At 63.7% G+C, this 18,961-nt stretch carries 16 protein-coding genes and 4 tRNA genes; 8 read left to right on the top strand and 12 right to left on the bottom strand.

The features are described 5' to 3' along the window. The 9 genes from ACNPP0_RS12930 to rnr all read right to left on the bottom strand — a co-directional run. Positions 1–387 (bottom strand): ExbD/TolR family protein (locus ACNPP0_RS12930; protein WP_448706100.1); only part of this gene is annotated, 387 nt, incomplete at its 3' end. Next, on the bottom strand, positions 387–1,325 hold the full coding sequence (locus ACNPP0_RS12935; RefSeq protein WP_332613447.1) for a MotA/TolQ/ExbB proton channel family protein: 939 nt from the start codon (positions 1,323–1,325) through the stop codon (positions 387–389). The genes ACNPP0_RS12935 and ACNPP0_RS12930, both read right to left, overlap by 1 nt. Position 1,326: 1 nt before the next feature. Further along, positions 1,327–2,133: an energy transducer TonB gene (locus ACNPP0_RS12940; protein WP_448706101.1), complete on the bottom strand. Its 807-nt coding sequence runs from the start codon at positions 2,131–2,133 to the stop codon at positions 1,327–1,329. Positions 2,134–2,482: 349 nt separating this feature from the next. Continuing rightward, a tRNA-Val gene (locus ACNPP0_RS12945) sits at positions 2,483–2,558 on the bottom strand. Positions 2,559–2,727: 169 nt separating this feature from the next. Continuing rightward, a complete protein-coding gene (locus tag ACNPP0_RS12950) occupies positions 2,728–3,000 on the bottom strand; it encodes an HU family DNA-binding protein (RefSeq protein ID WP_003812968.1) in 273 nt (90 codons plus the stop codon). Between the two features lie 359 nt (positions 3,001–3,359). Then, a complete protein-coding gene (locus tag ACNPP0_RS12955) occupies positions 3,360–4,040 on the bottom strand; it encodes a Fe2+-dependent dioxygenase (RefSeq protein WP_332613445.1) in 681 nt (226 codons plus the stop codon). A 20-nt stretch (positions 4,041–4,060) separates the two neighbouring features. After that, positions 4,061–5,305: a cystathionine gamma-synthase family protein gene (locus tag ACNPP0_RS12960; RefSeq protein WP_332613444.1), complete on the bottom strand. Its 1,245-nt coding sequence runs from the start codon at positions 5,303–5,305 to the stop codon at positions 4,061–4,063. Between the two features lie 52 nt (positions 5,306–5,357). Beyond that, positions 5,358–6,095 carry a 23S rRNA (guanosine(2251)-2'-O)-methyltransferase RlmB gene (gene rlmB, locus ACNPP0_RS12965; RefSeq protein WP_448706102.1) on the bottom strand — a complete coding sequence of 246 codons (738 nt, stop codon included), beginning with the start codon at positions 6,093–6,095 and terminating at the stop codon, positions 5,358–5,360. A gap of 141 nt (positions 6,096–6,236) precedes the next feature. After that, positions 6,237–8,702 (bottom strand): ribonuclease R, encoded by a 2,466-nt coding sequence (rnr, locus tag ACNPP0_RS12970; RefSeq protein WP_046805501.1) that lies wholly within the window; start codon positions 8,700–8,702, stop codon positions 6,237–6,239. Positions 8,703–8,989: 287 nt separating this feature from the next. Between rnr and ACNPP0_RS12975 the strand changes: the two genes are divergently transcribed. Together ACNPP0_RS12975 and ACNPP0_RS12980 are read left to right on the top strand one after the other, a co-directional pair. Next, positions 8,990–9,074: transfer RNA gene (locus tag ACNPP0_RS12975), tRNA-Leu, on the top strand. A gap of 131 nt (positions 9,075–9,205) precedes the next feature. Next, a tRNA-Leu gene (locus tag ACNPP0_RS12980) sits at positions 9,206–9,290 on the top strand. 259 nt (positions 9,291–9,549) lie between these two features. Here ACNPP0_RS12980 and ACNPP0_RS12985 read toward each other — a convergent pair. Further along, positions 9,550–10,161: a tRNA-uridine aminocarboxypropyltransferase gene (locus ACNPP0_RS12985; protein ID WP_448706103.1), complete on the bottom strand. Its 612-nt coding sequence runs from the start codon at positions 10,159–10,161 to the stop codon at positions 9,550–9,552. Positions 10,162–10,322: 161 nt separating this feature from the next. Here ACNPP0_RS12985 and ACNPP0_RS12990 point away from each other — a divergent pair. Continuing rightward, positions 10,323–10,407, top strand: a tRNA-Leu gene (locus ACNPP0_RS12990). A 125-nt stretch (positions 10,408–10,532) separates the two neighbouring features. Here the strand turns inward: ACNPP0_RS12990 and ACNPP0_RS12995 are convergent. Further along, positions 10,533–10,976 carry a GNAT family N-acetyltransferase gene (locus tag ACNPP0_RS12995; RefSeq protein ID WP_046805555.1) on the bottom strand — a complete coding sequence of 148 codons (444 nt, stop codon included), beginning with the start codon at positions 10,974–10,976 and terminating at the stop codon, positions 10,533–10,535. Positions 10,977–11,096: 120 nt separating this feature from the next. Here ACNPP0_RS12995 and ACNPP0_RS13000 point away from each other — a divergent pair, with 120 nt between their 5' ends. From ACNPP0_RS13000 to ACNPP0_RS13020, 5 genes are all read left to right on the top strand, one after another. Beyond that, complete coding sequence (locus ACNPP0_RS13000) at positions 11,097–11,993, top strand: DMT family transporter (RefSeq protein WP_448706104.1); 897 nt, start codon at positions 11,097–11,099, stop codon at positions 11,991–11,993. 40 nt (positions 11,994–12,033) lie between these two features. Further along, positions 12,034–12,978, top strand: coding sequence for an AEC family transporter (locus ACNPP0_RS13005; protein WP_332613441.1), 945 nt, complete (start codon positions 12,034–12,036; stop codon positions 12,976–12,978). 9 nt (positions 12,979–12,987) lie between these two features. Continuing rightward, positions 12,988–14,268 (top strand): arsenic transporter, encoded by a 1,281-nt coding sequence (gene arsB, locus ACNPP0_RS13010; RefSeq protein ID WP_332613440.1) that lies wholly within the window; start codon positions 12,988–12,990, stop codon positions 14,266–14,268. 163 nt (positions 14,269–14,431) lie between these two features. Continuing rightward, a complete protein-coding gene (locus ACNPP0_RS13015; protein ID WP_448706105.1) occupies positions 14,432–15,655 on the top strand; it encodes a YeeE/YedE family protein in 1,224 nt (407 codons plus the stop codon). A gap of 115 nt (positions 15,656–15,770) precedes the next feature. After that, positions 15,771–17,411: an FMN-binding glutamate synthase family protein gene (locus ACNPP0_RS13020; RefSeq protein WP_448706106.1), complete on the top strand. Its 1,641-nt coding sequence runs from the start codon at positions 15,771–15,773 to the stop codon at positions 17,409–17,411. Between the two features lie 47 nt (positions 17,412–17,458). On the opposite strand, the gene ACNPP0_RS13025 is transcribed toward ACNPP0_RS13020, so the two are convergent. After that, positions 17,459–18,961 (bottom strand): phospholipase D-like domain-containing protein (locus ACNPP0_RS13025; RefSeq protein WP_448706107.1); only part of this gene is annotated, 1,503 nt, incomplete at its 5' end.

Consider the following 18,961-nt stretch of genomic DNA (forward strand, 5'->3'; position numbering starts at 1 on the left):
CGACATGCCCGAACGGCGCGCCGAGGCCATGACCTTCGCCAGGGTTTCGTAGCGCGTGTTCTGATCGGCGCGAATACGGATCTCGGGTTGCGGCTTGGTGCCGGCGATCGACTTGAAGCGGTTGGGCAGGTCGTCGATATTGACCGGCTTTTCGTCCCAGAACAGGGCGCCGCTGGCGTCAATCGCCAGGTCGACCGTCTTGGGTTCTTCTTCGATCTGCTCGGCCGCCACCTGGGGCATGTTGATCTTGATCGAGTGCGCCAGCAGCGGCGCCGTGATGATGAAGATCACCAGCAGCACCAGCATGACGTCGATCAGGGGCACCATGTTGATCTCGGAAACCGTGTGGCTTCCGGATCCTTTTCCCTCGAAGCTGCCAAAGGCCATTATTCGCTCCCGCGTTGAGCCGCGGCGCCGTTACCGTTCTGGCGGCGCAAGGCGCGGACCTTGCCGTCGGACAGCGCAACCTGCTGGCCGGTGGTCAGGAACGCGAACAGGTCGTGCGCAAAGGCATCCAGGCGCGACAGGAACACGCGGTTGTTGCGCACGAAAGTGTTGTACGCCAGCACGGCGGGAATGGCCACGGCCAGGCCCAGACCCGTCATGATCAGGGCTTCGCCCACGGGGCCGGCGATGCGGTTGATGGTCACGCCGTCGGACAGGCCGATGCCGACCAGCGCGTGGTACACGCCCCACACCGTGCCGAACAGGCCGACGAACGGCGCGGTGGAACCGACCGAGGCCAGCACCGTCAGGCCGTTTTCCAGCTTGGCGGTTTCTTCGTCGATGACCTTGCGCATGGTGCGCGTGACGAAATCGGAATTGCTGCCGGATTCTTCCAGCTTGGTCGCGCCGAACTTGTTGTGGTGCGCCTGCGCGTGCATCGCGTGGCTGGCCAGATGCGAGAACGGATCGCGCGCGCCGTGCGTGCTGATCTCGTGTTCGACCTGCTCCAGCGAGCTGGCGTTCCAGAACTTGTTCAGGAAATCGGCCGAACGCTTGCGCATGCTGACGTTGCTGGCGGCCTTGACCAGGATCAGGTACCAGGTCACCAGCGACATCAGGATCAGGATGATGAACAGGCTCTTGCCCACGAAGTCGCTCTGCGCGACAAAGTGCAGAAAGCCCATGTCGGGGGTAGCGATGGGCGCGGTCGGCGGCAGCGCGGCGGCGGCGCTTTGCAGCGCATCAGCCGATTGCTGGACAACACCGGCGCCGGTCGTGGCGGCTTGTTGGGCTGCGGGCGCAGCGGCGGCGGCAGCCGGTGCAGCCGGGCTGGTAGTCGCCTGCGCCACCAGGGTGGCGCCATGCAGTGCGTTGGACATCTCAGTTCCTCATTACGAAATCGAACGGAATTTTGGCTTTGGCGGGATAGGCCACGCCGTTACGGGTATAGGGCTTGAACTTGGCCTTGCGAGCCGCGGTCAACGCGGATTCGTCCAGCCTCGGAAAGCCCGAGGACGTGTCGATCGTTGCGCGGTCCACCAGCCCCTGCGTGTTGATCTCCACCAGCACCAGCACCCGCCCTTCTTCCCGCATGCGGCGCGAGGCCATGGGGTAGCTGGGCATGGGGCGCGCGCCCTGGAATTCGATGCTGGACACCAGCACGGGTTGATCAGGCGGCGGGCCTTGCTGCGGACTTTGCGTAGCCTGCGCGCCATCCACGGCGCCGGCGGGCGGCGTCTGCACAGGCGGCGTCTCGGGTTTGACTTCCTGCTTGGGCTGCGGCTTGGGCTGGGGCTTGGGTTTGGGTTTCGGCTTGGGCTTGGGCTTGGGGGCCGGCATCGGCGGCTTTTCAACCACGGGTTCCGGTTCCGGTTCAGGCTCGGGCTTCACTTCCGGCTCGGGCTCGGGGTCCGGCTCGACCACGGGTTCGGGCTCGGGCGGCGGCGGTTCCACGACCGGTTGCGGCGGTTCGGGCGTGGGCTCGGCCTTGGCCACCTGCGGCACGGGCGCGTCGATGAGGCTGACCATGACAGCCTCGGGCTCCTCAAGCTCAGGACGATTCGCGGGTGCCATGAAAATGGCCCCGATCACTGCCGCGTGTAGGGCCACAACCGCCAGCCCGGCGCCGGCGCGTATACCAAATGAAGACGGCGAAGAAGAAGTCCAACCGCGTTGAAAACTAGGCATGAATCAGCCAGGGTGCATTGACTTATCCGGCCAGCTGGACGAAAACGCGCGCCAAAAAAAAGCGGCGTGAGCCAGCCGGTACAAGCCGATCATAATATCTTAAATGCGAATGATTCGCACGTCCTATTTCGTCTGGAATAGCGTAACACTGCCCTACCGGGCTCAACCAGAAAGCACAAGACGGCATCAAGAAGGCTTGCGCCCACGCAAGGATGCAGCGCACTGAACCAAAACAAAAAACCCGCCACGGTGAAGTGTGCGGGTTTCGGTGTGCGCGTTTCGGTGTGCGCGTTTCGCGGGTGCTCTGCAAGAAACGCGTTCAAATTCGTGAACGCAACGCATGGGCTTTTGGTGGGTGCTACAGGGGTCGAACCTGTGACCTACGCCTTGTAAGGGCGCCGCTCTACCAACTGAGCTAAGCACCCGATCCTGACACTTTCAGCGCCGCTTCAATACGATGATTCGCTTGAAGCAGTGACTAACTCGCAGCCAACTCGGGGTACTCAAAAGCAATACGCGGGCCGGAGTATACCGGACCGCGTCGTTGTCGGCAAATCGCTTCGGGCCGATGCCCCGCGACCGCCTTGCCGTCCATTAGTTGACGGCGTCCTTCAGGGCCTTGCCCGGACGGAACTTCGGCACCTTGGCCTTCTTGATCTTGATCGTTTCGCCCGTACGCGGGTTGCGGCCGGTGCGAGCTGCGCGAGCCGACACGGCAAACGTGCCAAAGCCAACCAGCGTTACCGTACCGCCCTTCTTCAACGTGGTCTTGACGGCACCGATCAGGGCGTCGAGCGAACGGCCGGCGGCAGCCTTGGAGATATCGGCCTTGCTGGCGATGTGATCGATGAGTTCGGTTTTGTTCATTCAGGAGTACCCCTCACAAGGTATTGAGTCTGGCGAGGCCGTGCGGTTCATGGCTGTCATGCAGGGGACGCCACCAACTAAACGCAAGGCCCGGCAAACGACGAACAGACAGTGGATGGACTTTTTTCTTGCGCTGCAAAGCACAACTTTTAAACTGCTGCGCCGCTTAGGATTCGATGGCATAAATGCCTTCAAACCGTCAGCGACGCAGACGTGTATTAGGCCTTGGCGTAGAGCGGCTGTCAAGCGAAAACCTCACTACAACCCGCGCCAATACTAGCTTTTAGCCATTTTCGCAATAAACAAAAACGCGCATTTCGGGGTTTGCGCGACACCGAAAAAATCACTTCAAGCCTGAATCAAACATCGGCCCAGCGGCGCAGCAAATTGTGATAAATGCCGGTCAGTTGCACGATCGACGCATGTCCCGCCACGTCCTGATTCAAACGCTGGATGGCCACGTCCATGTCAAGCAACAATGCGCGCTGGCTGTCTTCGCGCACCAGGCTCTGCATCCAGAAAAACGAACTGATCCGCGCCCCACGCGTCACCGGATTCACCTTGTGCAGGCTGGTGCCGGGATACAGCACCATGTGTCCGGCAGGCAGCTTCACGGCGCGCGGCCCGTAGGTGTCGTCGATGACAAGCTCGCCGCCATCGTAGGATTCGGGGTCCGAGAAGAACAGCGTTGCCGATAGGTCGGTGCGCACGCGCTCGGCCGTGCCGGTGATGCCGCGCACCGCGTTGTCGACGTGATAGCCGAAGGCTTCGCCGCCTTCATAGCGATTGAACAGCGGGGGGAATATCTTGCGCGGCAAGGCGGCCGACATGAACAGGTTGTTGGCGGCCAACCGTTGCAGGATCAGGTTGCCCAGCTCTTGCGCCAAGGGATGCTGCTCGGGCAACTGGCGGTTGCGCTTGACCTCGGCGGACTGGTAGCCCGCCGTGACTTTGCCATCCACCCATTCCGAGGCGTCCAGCCGCTGGCGGATATCCGCCGCTTCTTGCGGCGTGAATACATCTGCGATCTGTATAAGCATGTGCCTGATCCTTTGCCGGATTATCCCTTCAGGCAACCATTAAGCGCCTGATCGAAATCAAACAGCAGGTCGGCTTCGTCCTCGATGCCGACGGAAACACGGATCAGGCTGTCGGCGATGCCCATTTGTTTGCGGCGCTCGGCACCCATCTCGTAATAGATGGTGTGCGCCGCGGGCAATGCCAGGCTGCGCGTGTCACCCAGGTGCGTGGCCATCAGCACGATGCGCAGGCGGTTCAGAAAATCAAAGCAGTCCACGCCATCGGCAAGCTCCACACCCAACAGGCCGCCAAAGCGCGCGCCGAACAACGCCGCTGCGCGCTCGTGCTGAGCGTGGCCGGCCAGACCGGGGTAATGAACCTTGGCCACGCCGGGATGCTCATCCAGAAAGCGGGCCAGCGCCAGCGCATTGGCGCAGTGCTTGGCCATGCGCAGCGCCAGCGTCTCGGCACCCACGGCGATGCGGTGCGCGGGCTCGGCCGCCAGCGTGCCGCCCATGTCGCGCAAGCCCTTTTTCTTGATCTGGGTCAGACCCCAGCTGGTGGACGGCCCCTTGCGATAGGCGTCGTAGATATTGGAATAGTTGGCCCAGTCGTACAGGCCCGTGTCCGTGACGGCGCCGCCCAGCGCGTTACCGTGGCCGCCGATGTACTTGGACAGCGAATTCATCACCAGCGATGCATGCACGGTGGACGGGCGAAACATCCAGGGCGACGTCAAGGTGTTATCGACGACGTAGACCAGATTTTTCTCGCGGCAGATTTCGCCGATGACCGCCAGGTCGGCCACTTGCGTGCCCGGGTTGGCGATCGTTTCGGTAAAGACCATGCGCGTGTTGGGCTGGATCGCGGCGCGCACTTGCTCGGCGTCTGTTGCATCGACGAAGGTGATTTCGACACCCAGCTCCAGCAGCGTGCCAAGCAGGCTGTTGGTGTTGCCGAACACAAACTGGCTGGACACCAGATGATCGCCGCGACGCAGCAAGGTCGTGAAAATGGCGGACAACGCCGCCATGCCGGTGGCGAAGCTAACGGTGCCCTTGCCGCCTTCCATGTGGTTGATCTTGGCTTCCAGCGCCGTGGTCGTGGGCGTGCCCTGGCGCGCATAGGTAAAGCCCGCCTTGCCCTGGAATACCGCCGCCAGCTCGCGCGCGTCGTCGTAGGCGAATTCCGACGAGGGATGCATCGGCTTGTGCACCGCTCCGTGCTCGACGGATTGTTGGCGGTCGGAATGGAGGATCGTGGTGGTAAAGCCGTTCTGGTGCATGATGGGCAGACGCGTAAAGGGAAGAGCTACAAGGTAGTCGGGTCGGACAAGGTCAGGCTTGACGCTGGCGCACGGTTTCGTACAGGCACACGGCGCTGGCCACGCTGACGTTCAGGCTTTCAACCGAACCCAACATGGGGATGTTGACGAGCTGGTCGCAGGTTTCGCGGGTCAGGCGTCGCATGCCCTCGCCTTCGGCGCCCATGACCCACGCCATCGGCTGGCGGGCGTCAATCTTGTGCATGCTGTCGATGGCCTGGTCATCGGTACCCACCAGCCACACGCCACGGTCTTTCAGGCTGCGCATGGTGCGCGCCAGGTTCGTGACCATCAGATAAGGCACGGTATCGGCCGCGCCGCACGCCACGCGCTGCACGGTGGCGTTCAAGCCGACGGCGCGGTCGCGCGGGGCAATCACGGCATGCACGCCCGCCGCATCGGCGGTGCGCAGGCAGGCGCCCAGATTGTGGGGGTCGGTCACGCCGTCCAGGATCAGCAGCAGCGGCGGGCCCTCGATAACGTCGAGCACTTCGTCCACATCCACCGCCAGTTGGCGCTCGTCGGCCAAGGCGACCACGCCCTGGTGCCGCGTTCCGCGCGACAGACCGTCCAGGCGTTCCATCGGCACGGGATGCACGCGGCGGCCCGCCTTTTCGGCCTGCTCGATGAACGTCTGCATGCGCTTGTCGCGCCGCGAGGCCTCGACATAGATTTCCTTGATTGAGTCGGGCGCGTGGCGCAGCCGCGCGACAACCGCGTGAAACCCGGCTAGAACTTGGGTCGACGCCATAGATGCAATACCTTTAGATAAACGAATACCCGCCCCAGAGGGGGCGGGCCACCGGACCAAGCCGGCCATCTGCGCAATGTTACCCCTTATGGCCGCGCCGCCCTACAGCGGGCGGGCCATAAAGGCGTCACAAAGCGCGTGTCAATGACGCTTGTGCGTCGCCTTTTTGGCGGGCGATGCGCGCTTGGACGCACGGGGCGGCTTGCCGGCCTTCTTGGCGTCGGCGCGGCGTTCCTTGGCGGTCTGGCCCTTCAGCGCGGCCGGCTTCGGGGCTGCCGCCTTCTTCACGCGGCGCACGGGCTCGTCGGGCCCACGGGCCGCCGCCTTGCGCAAGGCGTCGAAGCTGGTGCCCTGCACCAGGCGGAACTCAATGCGGCGCGCCTCGAGGTCGACGCGCGCCACCTGCACCTGGACCTTGTCGGTCAGGCGGTAGCGCATGCCGGTGCGCTCACCGCGCAACTCATGCAGACCATCATTGAACTGGAAGTATTCGCCGCCAAGCTCCGACACGTGCACCAGGCCTTCGACGTGCAAGGTATCCAGCGTGACGAAGATACCGAAGCTGGCCACGCCGGTGACGGTGCCGCTGAAGTCTTCGCCCACGCGTTCCTTGACGAACCAGCACTTGAGCCAGGCCTCGACGTCGCGCGATGCTTCGTCGGCGCGGCGCTCGGTGGCCGACAACACCAGGCCCATCTTTTCCCAGATGGCGTGCTCGTGTTCTTTCTGCGTGCGCCCGATGACGACCGCGTGGTCATCCAGGCTGGGCACATAGCGCTGGCCGGCCAGCAAGGCCTTGATGACGCGATGGGTCAGCAGGTCGGGATAGCGGCGAATGGGCGACGTAAAGTGGCTGTAGCCGGGGTAGGCCAAACCGAAGTGGCCCATGTTGTCAGGGCTGTAGACGGCCTGCTGCATCGAACGCAGGCACATCGACTGCAACAACTGGTAGTCGGGACGGCCGCGCACGGTATCAAGAAAATCACCGTAGTCCTTGGCCGTGGGCGTGTCGCCCCCGCCCAGCGACAAGCCCATCGTGCGCAGGAATTCGCGCAGCGATTGCAGGCGTTCCGGCGTGGGCCCTTCGTGGATGCGGTACAGGCCGGGATGCTTGCTGCGCGTCATGAAGTCGGCCGCGCAGGTGTTGGCGGCCAGCATGCATTCTTCGATCAGCTTGTGGGCGTCGTTGCGCACGGACGGAACGATCTGTTCGATACGGCCCAGTTCGTTGCAGACGATCTTGGTTTCAACGGTGTCGAAATCGATCGCGCCGCGCTTCTTGCGGCCTTGCACCAACAGCTGGAACAGTTCATACAGATGCTGCACATGCGGCATCACGTTGCGCATGGCGGCGGCGGCGGGGCCGCCCGGCTGCTGCAAGGCAGCCCAGATGTTCGTATACGTGGTGCGGGCATGCGAATGCATCACCGCGTTATAGAACTGGTAAGCGGTGACCGTGCCGGCCTTGGCACCCGTGGCCGGAATGACCATGTCGCAGACCAGCACCAGGCGGTCAACGTCGGGGTTCAGCGAGCACAGGCCGTTGGACAACGATTCGGGCAGCATCGGGATGACGCGGCGCGGAAAGTACACGCTGGTGCCGCGTTCGATGGCATCGTCGTCCAGGGCATCGCCGGGACGCACGTAATGGCTGACGTCGGCAATGGCGACCAACAGGCGCCAGCCCGGGCGCTTGCGCTGGCCGGTGCCAAGCTCGACGGGTTCGCAGTACACCGCATCGTCAAAGTCGCGTGCGTCTTCGCCGTCGATGGTGATCAGCGGCACGTCGCGCAGGTCGACGCGGTCTTTCAAGTCGGTTTTGCGCACCGTGTCGGGAATGCGCGCGGCCTGCTTGCGGGCAGCCTCCGAGAATTCGACGGGCACGTCGAACTTGCGCACGGCGATCTCGATTTCCATGCCGGGGTCGTCGATTTCGCCCAGCACCTCGGCCACGCGGCCCAGCGGCTGCGTATGACGCGTGGGCTGTTCCATGATTTCAACCGCAACCACCTGCCCATGTTGGGCGCCGTTGGTGTCGCTGGGCGGAATCAGGATGTCGTGCTTGATGCGTTGATCTTCGGGCACGACGATGGACAGGCCATGCTCGTGCAGAAAACGCCCCACCAGCTTATTGGTGCGGCGTTCAATGACTTCAACGATGGTGCCTTCCGGCTTGCCACGGTATTCGCCCGTGGGCTTGACCAGCACGCGGTCGCCATGCAGGACCTTGAGCATTTCGCGCGGCGACAGGAACAGGTCGGGGCCGCCGTCATCACGCAGCAGGAAACCGAAACCGTCGCGGTGACCCAGCACCTTGCCGGCGACAAAATCCAATTTGGTCGCCAGCAACAAAACGCCCTTGCGATTGGGCATCAACTGGCCGTCGCGTTCCATGGCGCCAAGACGGCGCTCGAAACCCACCATCGTCGCGGCTCGCTCGACGCCCATGCGTTCGGCCAGTTCCACCGGAGACAACGGCGAACCCGCGGCTCGCAGCGCGGTCAGAATGGCTTCACGGGACGGGACATCGGGATCGAAGTCCGGCGGCGCTTCGGGCAAGGGTGTTGATCTGTTGTTTTTCGATTCGTTATTCGATCGTTTTGCCAAAGCTGAAAGTTCCGTATATAATGCGCAGCTTCTGTGGTTCGCCCAAGGCTGAACACTGAAGCAGAAATGGTCAGAAGGGGTTGAAAACCAAAGCGGTTGCTAACCCCAGGTCGAAAGACCCATTGTAAAACCAAGTGCGCTCAGGACGCATGTTTTAGTTAAGTTTAGGTTAAGTCAGTATGTTGAAAACAACGTACACGCTTAATAGACCTAGACCTAAACCTCAAGCTAAAACAATGCAACTAGAGCGGCAGCGTATCACAGTGTTCTGACAAGCATGTCTCAGTGCCCAGGTGGCGGAATTGGTAGACGCGCACGGTTCAGGTCCGTGTGCCGCAAGGTGTGGAGGTTCGAGTCCTCTCCTGGGCACCACGGAATTTAAATCGGACTTGCTTGCCGACTACGGTCGCGAACAAGTCGGATAGTAAAAAGGCAGTAAAGACTGCCAAAGCAGTATCAGCAGTACTTGCAGTAAACCTGCTAGAGCTCATGGCTCTTACAGTGCCCAGGTGGCGGAATTGGTAGACGCGCACGGTTCAGGTCCGTGTGCCGAAAGGTGTGGAGGTTCGAGTCCTCTCCTGGGCACCACCCGCATAGATGACGAAGCCGCTTTGCGCGGATTCGATAGCAAGACAGAAAGCCCCGAACATCGGAAGATATTCGGGGCTTTTGCTTTGCTGCCGGTGTATTTGCCTGTTGCGGATTTAACGGCACGCCCGCTATTTCATTTTCGTTTCGGCTTTATGTCTTTGCTCGTCGACGTGGCTGGGGGGTTATCTCGTTAATCGCCACGCCGATATGCCGGCTTCGCGGTATTAATCCGCCTTCCCTTTTCATACGCGCCGGCTTAGCGCCACGGCACCTTGCGCTGCAAGTGATGGCGCGCATACAGGTCTTCACCCATGCCCTCGATCTGTCCGTCGATCAACGCCTCGAAGGGACGCAGCAATGCGTCGACTTTCATGGGCGCCTCAATGGCGTTCAAGGCGTGCGTGACGGCTTCGATGGTGGACAGCGCCCCGGCGATATCGGCGTGGCGCACGCGATAGCGCGTCACCAGGCCGGCGGGCAACATCACGCGCGGCAGCGCAGCCAGGTCGGGGTTGATATGCAGCAGCTTGCGCGCGTGCCCCCACGTGCCGTCGGGCACGATCAACTGAATCGGCTGGTCCAGGCCACGCCCATAACCAGGAGTCAGCACGTCTGCGGCAGGCCCCGGAAACAATAGGCGCGGCGTATAGCCGGGCTCGGCCCAATCGCTGGCGGTAAAACGTTCCCCCACCACGCGGCGCGCTCCGGTCAAGCCCAGCACGGCCAGCCGGGCCGTGTTCAAGGCATGGCGTGCTTCGCTTGGATGCTGAAGCACCACGACGCGGGTGCGGCATGACAAGGAAGGGATCAGCGCGCACAGGCAATGGGATTCCGGACGCAGGCAGCGCGTGCAAAGGGTACGTGACATGGGGCGACACTATAGCGAAAGCCGGCCGCGCAAGGCGTGCGAAAAAATCAAAAAAAGGCACGGCACCGGCTTGCACGCACAAAAGAAAGTGTGCATAATCTCGCTTCTCTGCTGCTGAACAAGAAACGACGCGCAAGCGACGCAACAAGTGAAGCACCAGCGCCCAGGTGGCGGAATTGGTAGACGCGCACGGTTCAGGTCCGTGTGCCGCAAGGTGTGGAGGTTCGAGTCCTCTCCTGGGCACCAATTATTACATCACGAGGTACCTGTCGTGATGCGCCAAGAAAAACCCCCGATCGTGAACACGACCGGGGTTTTTTCTTTTGCATGCGGCCGTTATCGCCGCATCAGCCATTGCACTACGCACCGCCCTACTTCAGCTCGCGCGTCATCACCACGTGCGGAATTCCGGCTTCGACGAACTCTTCGCCCTCGACGACAAAGCCGTGCGCCTGATAGAAGCCGGCGGCGTGGGTCTGCGCATGCAGCACCAGCATGCGATGCCCATCGCCATGGCCCTGTTCGATCAGGGCGTCCAGCAACAGCCCGCCCACGCCCATGCCCCGCGCCCGCTTCTGCACGGCCATGCGGCCGATGTGCCCGTCGGGCAACAAGCGCCCCGTGCCCATGGGCGTGCCGTCCGGCCCATACGCCACGGCGTGCACCGATAGCGCGTCGTCGTCATCCAGTTCGACCTCGGGCGGCACCTTTTGCTCGACGACAAATACCTCGTAGCGAACCGCACTGGCGTCTTCGCGCAGCCGGTCCCAGGTGCCCAACGCAATACGCACCGCTGATTTTTTTTGGGTCGACATCTTCATTTCCCTCGCGAGCGGCAATCAACAGGAAATATCCTACGCCGCATTCTCAACAGGGGATGATACCGGGACGAAAAGGGGTACGATCGCGGCTTGCCCCCGTTGCCCGCATCCAACATGACACCCGCCGCCGCCCCGACCTGGTTGAAAGCCGCGCCCGCGCTTTTTCTGTTGTTGTGGTCCAGCGGTTTCGTCGTGTTGAAAATTGGTCTGGCCTATGCCGACCCGCTGACGTTCCTGGCCGTGCGCTACGCCTGCGTGGTGGTGATTCTGGCTCCGTTCATGCTGGTGCTGCGCCCGGCGCTGCCCCGCGGGGCGCGCGCCTGGGGGCATCTGGCGATGGTGGGCCTGCTGCTGCAAGCCGGCTATTTTTGCTGCACCTATCTATCGCTGAAATTGGGCATGTCGGCCGGCGGGCTGGCCCTGATCGCGTCATTGCAACCCATTTTGATCGGCCTGCTGGCCCCGTTGATCGCTCACGAGCGCGTCGATGCGCGGCGCTGGGCGGGCCTGGGGCTGGGCGTGGCGGGCGCGGTGCTGGTAATCGTGGCCAAGGCGTCCATCGACGTGCTGGCGCCACTTGGGCTGCTGTTCGCCGTGGGCGCGCTGCTTTGCATTACCAGCGGCACGCTTTACGAAAAGCGTTTTGGCGTGGCCACGCATCCGGTCACGTCCAACCTGCTGCAATACGCCGTCGGCCTGGCGGTGACCGCGCCGCTGGCGTTCTGGCTGGAACCCATGCGCATCGAATGGACCGGTCCGCTGCTTGCCGCGTTGGCTTATCTGGTGGTGGGCAATTCGCTGGTCGCCATCACCTTGTTGTTGACCATGATCCGCCACGGCGAAGCGTCCCGCGTGTCCGCCCTTTTCTTCATGGTGCCGCCCTGCACCGCCGTTTTTGCGTTGCTGGCCCTGGGCGAACCGATACCCGTATTGGCGTGGCCCGGCATGGCGCTGGCCGCATTGGGCATCCTGCTGGTCACCCGCAGCCCGCGCGCGCGCCAAGTAGAATGAGCGCCTTCCCGCGCCTGCCCCCGCCACCCACACCCCACCGATGAACGCCGTCATTACCGCCGCCCTGCCGGTCTTTGCGCTGATCCTGACCGGCTGGCTTGCCGCTCGCGGCAAGGTGCTGGGGCCCGGCGCCACCGACGCGCTGAACCGCTATGTCGTCTACCTGTCGTTGCCGGCGCTGCTGTTTCGCGCAATGACGCAGGTGGACCTGACGCACATGGCGCATTGGGGTTTTGTCGCCGCCTTCGCGGGCGGCATCGCCGTTACCTTCCTGGTGTCTTTCCTGCCTGGCCGTGGCGGACGCCGCGCACTGACTGACCGCAGCATCGAAGGCCTGGCCGCGTCGTATGCGAATGCGGGCTACATGGGCATTCCGTTGTGCGTGGCGCTGTTCGGCGCGGAAAGCCTGGCGCCGGCCGCCTTCACCACCCTGCTGACCGCCAGCGTGCTGTTCGGCTTTGCCATCGCGCTGATCGAGTTCGACCGGCAACAAGCCCCCAACCCCGCCGCCACGCTGTTGAAGGTGGGCCGTGCCTTGATGCGCAACCCCTTGCTGGCCGCGCCTATCCTCGGGCTGGCATGGGCCGCCACCGGCCTGGCCCTGCCCGAAGGCATCGACCGCTACGTGGCGCTGCTGGGCGCGTCCGCCAGTCCGTGCGCGCTGGTCACCATCGGCCTGTTCCTGGCGCAGACCGAAACTGCCACGGCCGGCCCCGGCGTGCTGCGCCTGGTGACCGGCAAGCTGCTGCTGCAACCGGCCGTCACCGCGGTGCTGGCCTTTTATGTTTTTTCGATGCCGCCGCTGTGGGCATGGACGGCCGTGCTGATGAGCGCGCTGCCCATCGGCACCGGCCCCTTCATGCTGGCCAAGATGTACGGGCGCGATGCCCGCCTGACTTCGCGCGCCATTCTGGTTTCCACCGTAGCCTCCGTGCTGACCGTCAGCCTGCTGGTCGCCTGGATCAGCGCCCACCCCATTTCCTGATTGATCGTCATGCTGCTTGCCGCCGCCATCTTCGTTCTAACCATCACCCTGGTCATCTGGCAGCCGAAAGGCTTGTCCATCGGCTGGAGCGCCGTCATCGGCGCCGGCCTGGCGCTGGCCACGGGCGTAGTGCACCTGGCCGATATCGCTGACGTCTGGCGCATCGTCTGGAACGCCACCGCCACCTTTATCGCCATCATCGTCACCAGCCTGATCCTGGACGAAGCCGGCTTCTTCGAATGGTCGGCCTTGCACGTCGCGCGTTGGGGCGGCGGGCGGGGACGGCTGCTGTTCGTGTTGATCGTGCTGCTGGGCGCCGCGGTGTCCGCGCTGTTCGCCAATGACGGCGCGGCGCTGATCCTGACGCCTATCGTCATGGAAATGCTGCTTGCGCTGGGCTTCGGGCCGGGCGCCTCACTGGCCTTTGTGATGGCCGCGGGGTTCATTGCCGACACCGGCAGCATCGCGCTCATTGTGTCGAATCTGGTGAACATCGTGTCGGCCGACTTCTTCGGCATCGGCTTTGGCGAATATGCGTCGGTGATGCTGCCCGTCAACCTGATGGCCGTGGGCTCCACGCTGGTGGTGCTGCTGCTGTTTTTCCGCAAGAGCATTCCGCCACGCTACGACGTCAGCCAATTGCCCAGCCCCGCGTCCGCCATTCGCGACCCCATCACCTTTCGCGCGGGCTGGATCGTGCTGGCCTTGTTGCTTGCGGGCTTCTTCGTGCTGGAACCCATGGGCATCCCGGTCAGCGCCATCGCTGCGGCCGGTGCGCTGGGCCTGCTGGTCATCGCCGGCCGCCAGCACATCGTGGGCACGCGCAAGATCATGCGCGAGGCGCCCTGGCACATCGTGATTTTTTCGTTGGGCATGTACCTGGTCGTGTACGGCCTGCGCAACGCCGGCCTGACCGCGCACCTGGCCCAGGTGCTGGACCGCTGCGCTGAATACGGGCTGTGGGGCGCCGCAATGGGCACGGGCCTGATCACCGCGTTCCTGTCGTCGGTCATGAACAACCTGCCCACGGTGCTGGTGGGCGCGCTGTCCATTGCGGACACCAGCGCCACGGGTCCGCTGAAAGACGCCATGATCTACGCCAACATCATCGGCAGCGACCTGGGCCCGAAGATCACCCCGATCGGCAGCCTGGCAACGCTGCTGTGGCTGCACGTGCTGGCGCGCAAAGGGCTGCGGATCACGTGGGGGTATTACTTCAAGGTGGGCATTGTGCTGACGTTGCCGGTGCTGCTGCTGACGCTGGCCGCGCTGGTGTGGCGGCTGCAATAGCGCACAAATTTGCCCGCGGCGCTTAATAACTTTTAGTTATTATCCAAGCATAAATTGATGGTTTGAGCCATTAGAGCGCCGCCGTAAACTTTCAAGCATCTCCACGGGCGCCCCTACACGCGCCCGTTTGCTTTGAACCGATTCGATCCCACCGGGATGCCCCATGAGTTCCAACGCCTCGACCTTGCCCCTGCCCTCGGCCCTGCCGCCCCTGCACATCAACCGCAAGCCCTTGTGGGTCGCACTGCTGCTGTTGCTGGCCGGCGCGCTCTATCTGCTTCAAACCGTCAGCTGGCGCCAGGGTGCGCTGTGGGTGATCGGCGCGTTGCTGGGCGTCACGCTGTATCACGCGTCTTTCGGCTTCACGCAGGCCTGGCGCGTGTTCGTGTCCGACCGACGCGGCGCGGGCCTGCGCGCACAAATGTTCATGCTGGGCGTGGGCGTGCTGCTGTTCTTCCCGTTCCTGGCCGCCGGCACACTCTTCGGCCAGCCCGTCACGGGCTTCGTATCGCCCCCCGGCGTGTCCGTGGTGCTGGGCGCGTTCCTGTTCGGCATCGGCATGCAGCTGGGCGGCGGTTGTGCGTCCGGCACGCTGTTCGCGGTGGGCGGCGGCAACACGCGCATGCTGGTCACGCTGCTGTTCTTCATCGTGGGCTCGGTCATTGCCACGGCCAATTTCAGCTGGTGGTCGACACTGCCCGCATTGGCGCCCACATCGCTGATCAAGACCTGGGGCCTGGCACCCGCGTTGATGGCCAACCTGGTGGTGTTTGCATTGATTGCCTGGGGCGCCACCGCGCTTGAAAAGCGTCGCCACGGCCATGTGATTTCCTTCGCTTCGCGCACCGCGCGCCCCGTTTCCCTGCTGCAAGGCCCGTGGCCGCTGATCTGGGGCGGCGTTGCGCTGGTTGTGCTGAACTTCGCCACGCTGGCGCTGGCCGGCCGCCCCTGGGGCATCACGTCCGCCTTTGCCTTGTGGGGCGCCAAAGCCTTGAATGCCGTCAGCGGCGATGTGGCCAGCTGGACGTACTGGAGCAAGCAGCCGTCGCTGGGCGCGCCGTTGCGCCAGGACGTCACCACCGTGATGGACATCGGCCTGATGCTTGGCGCCTTGGCGGCCGCCAGCGCCGCCGGTAAATTTGCCCCCGTCTGGAAGGTGCCCGCGCGCTCGCTCGCCGGCGCCATCATCGGCGGCCTGCTGCTGGGCTATGGCGCTCGCCTGGCTTTCGGCTGCAACATCGGCGCGTACTTCAGCGGCATTCTGTCGGGCAGCCTGCATGCCTGGCTGTGGCTGCCGGCCGCCTTCGCGGGCAGCGCACTGGGCGTGCGCCTGCGCCCCGCCTTCGGCCTGGCCGTCGAGAAAACGCCACCGGCATCCAGCTGCTGATAGCCCGCCGCTGAAAAACTGTGTTCCACGAATCGCCCCCTTTTCAGGGGGCTTTTCTTATTTTGGCCGCGCCGGCTGGTGTATGGTGGCGTCACTTGCGCACCCCGGAGAGAACATGAGCTGGATGCTTGGCCGTTACACGGCCTTTTTATTGACCCTGGCCGGCGCTGCCGTCACCGCCGTCCTGGCGGCTACGGATTCGCTGTGGTGGCTATGGGCTGCCGTTCCGCTGGCGATGCTGGGCGCGCTTGGCGTCTACGACCTGATCCAGACGCGCCACGCCATCCGGCGCAACTATCCCGTGATCGGTAACCTGCGCTTTCTGTTCGAGTTCATCCGGCCCGAGATCCGCCAGTATTTCCTGGAAGACGACACGCAGGCCGCGCCTTTCTCGCGCGCGCAGCGTTCCATTGTTTATCAGCGCGCCAAGCGCGAAATCGACAAGCGGCCCTTCGGCACGCAGGAAGACGTATACGGCGACCGCTACGAATGGATCAACCATTCCATGTCGCCCTCGCACATCAATGACACGGACTTTCGCGTCACGGTGGGCGGCCCGGACTGCACGCAGCCCTATTCCATGTCCGCCTTCAACGTGTCGGCAATGAGTTTTGGCGCCCTGTCCGCGAATGCGGTGCTGGCCTTGAACGAAGGCGCGCGCCAAGGGGATTTTGCGCATGACACCGGCGAAGGCGGAATCAGCCGCTACCATCGCCAGCCGGGTGGCAGCCTGGTGTGGAACATTGGCTCGGGTTACTTCGGATGCCGCGACGAACAAGGGGCGTTTTCCGAAGAAGCTTTCATCAAGAACGCCTGTACGCCGCAGGTGAAGATGATTGAAATCAAGCTGTCGCAGGGCGCCAAGCCGGGCCATGGCGGCATCTTGCCCGCCGGCAAGGTCACGCCGGAAATTGCCGAGGCGCGCGGCGTGGCCGCGTGGCAGGACTGCAATTCCCCAGCCAGCCATTCGGCTTTCGACACGCCTATCGGCTTGATGAAATTCGTGGCGCGGCTGCGCGAATTGTCCGGCGGCAAACCGGTGGGATTCAAGTTCTGCGTGGGCCACCCGTGGGAATGGTTCGCCATCGTCAAGGCCATGCTGGAAACCGACATTACGCCGGACTTCATCGTAGTGGACGGCGCGGAAGGCGGCACGGGCGCGGCGCCGGTCGAATTCGTGGACCACGTGGGCACGCCGCTGCGCGAAGCGTTGCGCCTGGTGCACAACACCTTGATCGGCGTGAACCTGCGCGACCGCATCAAGATCGGCGCATCCGGAAAGATCATTACGGCCTTCGACATGGCACGCGTCATGGCCATGGGCGCCGACTGGTGCAATGCGGCTCGCGGCTTCATGTTTGCCATTGGCTGCATCCAGGCCCAGGCATGCCACACCGGCAAATGCCCCACCGGCGTCACCACGCAAGACCCGTTGCGGCAACGTGCGCTGGTAGTGCCTGACAAGGCCCAGCGCGTGGCCAACTTCCATCGCAATACGCTGCACGCGCTGGCCGAACTTCTGGCAGCGGCGGGCCTGACGCACCCGGGCCAGCTGCGCCCGCATCACATCGCGCGCCGCATTTCGTCCAGCGAAATCCGCTTGTTGTCGGCACTGTTTCCGGAGTTGGCGCCGGGTGAACTGCTGCGAGGCGAGTTCCGGCATCAGGTGTTCCGCGTGGGCTGGGCCATGGCCCAGGCGCAATCGTTCCAACCCACGCAAGACATCACCACGGCGTTGGCCGAGCACCGCGCGTAGCCGCGCGGCGCTGACCGCGTGGGCGGCTCAGTGTTCGAACGCGGGCGCTACAGCCAGCGTTCGAACATCCGCGAAAAGAACTCCATGAACCGGTCGTCCACGCCACGCCGGCGCCACGTTTCTTTGGTGATGGGCACGGAATCGGCAACATCGCGCTGGAACAGCGCTTCCATTTCGCCGGCGAATTCCGGGCCCAGCACGACCGCATTGATTTCGTAGTTCAACGCAAAACTGCGCCAGTCCATATTGCTGGACCCCACCGTGGACCAGACGCCGTCCACCACCGCCGTCTTGGCATGCAGCAAGGCATCGCGCCGCTCGTAGAGTTTGACGCCGGCTTCCAGCAGATCGGTGTAATGCGAGCGGCCGGCGTTAAAGACCAGCGACGAATCACTGAAGCCCGGCAACACCAACACCACATCGACACCGCGCCGCGCGGCCGCAGACAACACCTCGATGAAGGCCGGGTCAGGCACAAAGTACGCCATCGTGATGTGGATCGATTTCTGCGCGCTTTCAAACGCCGACATCAGCGTCAGATAGACGGTATAGCCGTCGCTGCGATCAGGTTGATTCGCCAGGATGCGCACGGTGGTCGATCCCATCGGCGGTGCGACATGCGTGCCGCCGCCCTTGATCGGTTCATCCGATTGCGACGCCCACCCGGCTTGAATCACCTGTTCCAACTGAGCCACGGCCGGCCCTTCGATGCGCAGGTGCGTATCGCGCCATGGCGCGGCCTTGGCGTCGCCCTTGGCCTTGGGGCCGTCCTGCTTTGCGTCGTCCGGCTTGGCATCGGTTTCTTTTTTGCCGGCGCCGCTGCCTGAGCCACCATTGGATCCGCTACCCGAAGCGGCACCGGACCCGCCGCCCGACCCGGGGCTGGAGCCCGAGGCGGACCCGGGCGACGATTCATAGACGCTGCTGACGTTGATGCCGCCCAGGTAGCCGACCTTGCCGTCCACCACCAGCACCTTGCGGTGATTACGCTGGTTTGGCGACCACCCCGCGCGCGCGGCCACCGGGTTGACGGGGTTGAACACCGCCACTTGAACGCCCGCGTCGCGCAAGCGTTGAAACAAGGCGTCGGGCGTCTTGATGGTGCCCACCGCGTCGACCATCAATGACACTTCGGCGCCGCGGTTGCGCGCGGCGATCAGCGCTTGCGCGAAGCGTGCGCCTTCGGCGTCGTCTTCAAAGATATAGGTTTCCATGTGCACATAGCGGCGCGCCTGTGCAATGGACTTCAGCATCGCCTGATAGGTGGTAGGCCCGTCGGCAAGCAATTTCACTTGGTTGCCGGGCGACAGCGGCGCGCCGCTGACAGCCTGCTCGACCGCCAGGTGCCGCGCCAGGAAATCGTCTTTCGGCGTGTTGGGGTCGGCAACAATGCCCTGCCCGCGCCGATAACTTTCGCGCGCCGCTTCGGCCGACAGCCCAGCCTGTTCTTTACGGGCCTGGCGTTCGTCGGCGTCCGGCACGCGGGCGCAGGCCGCAAGCAGCGTGGCCGCGCAAGCCAGCACCAATGCGTGGGCCCAACGGCGCGCGCC

This window comes from Achromobacter semiaridum (genome assembly GCF_053543755.1).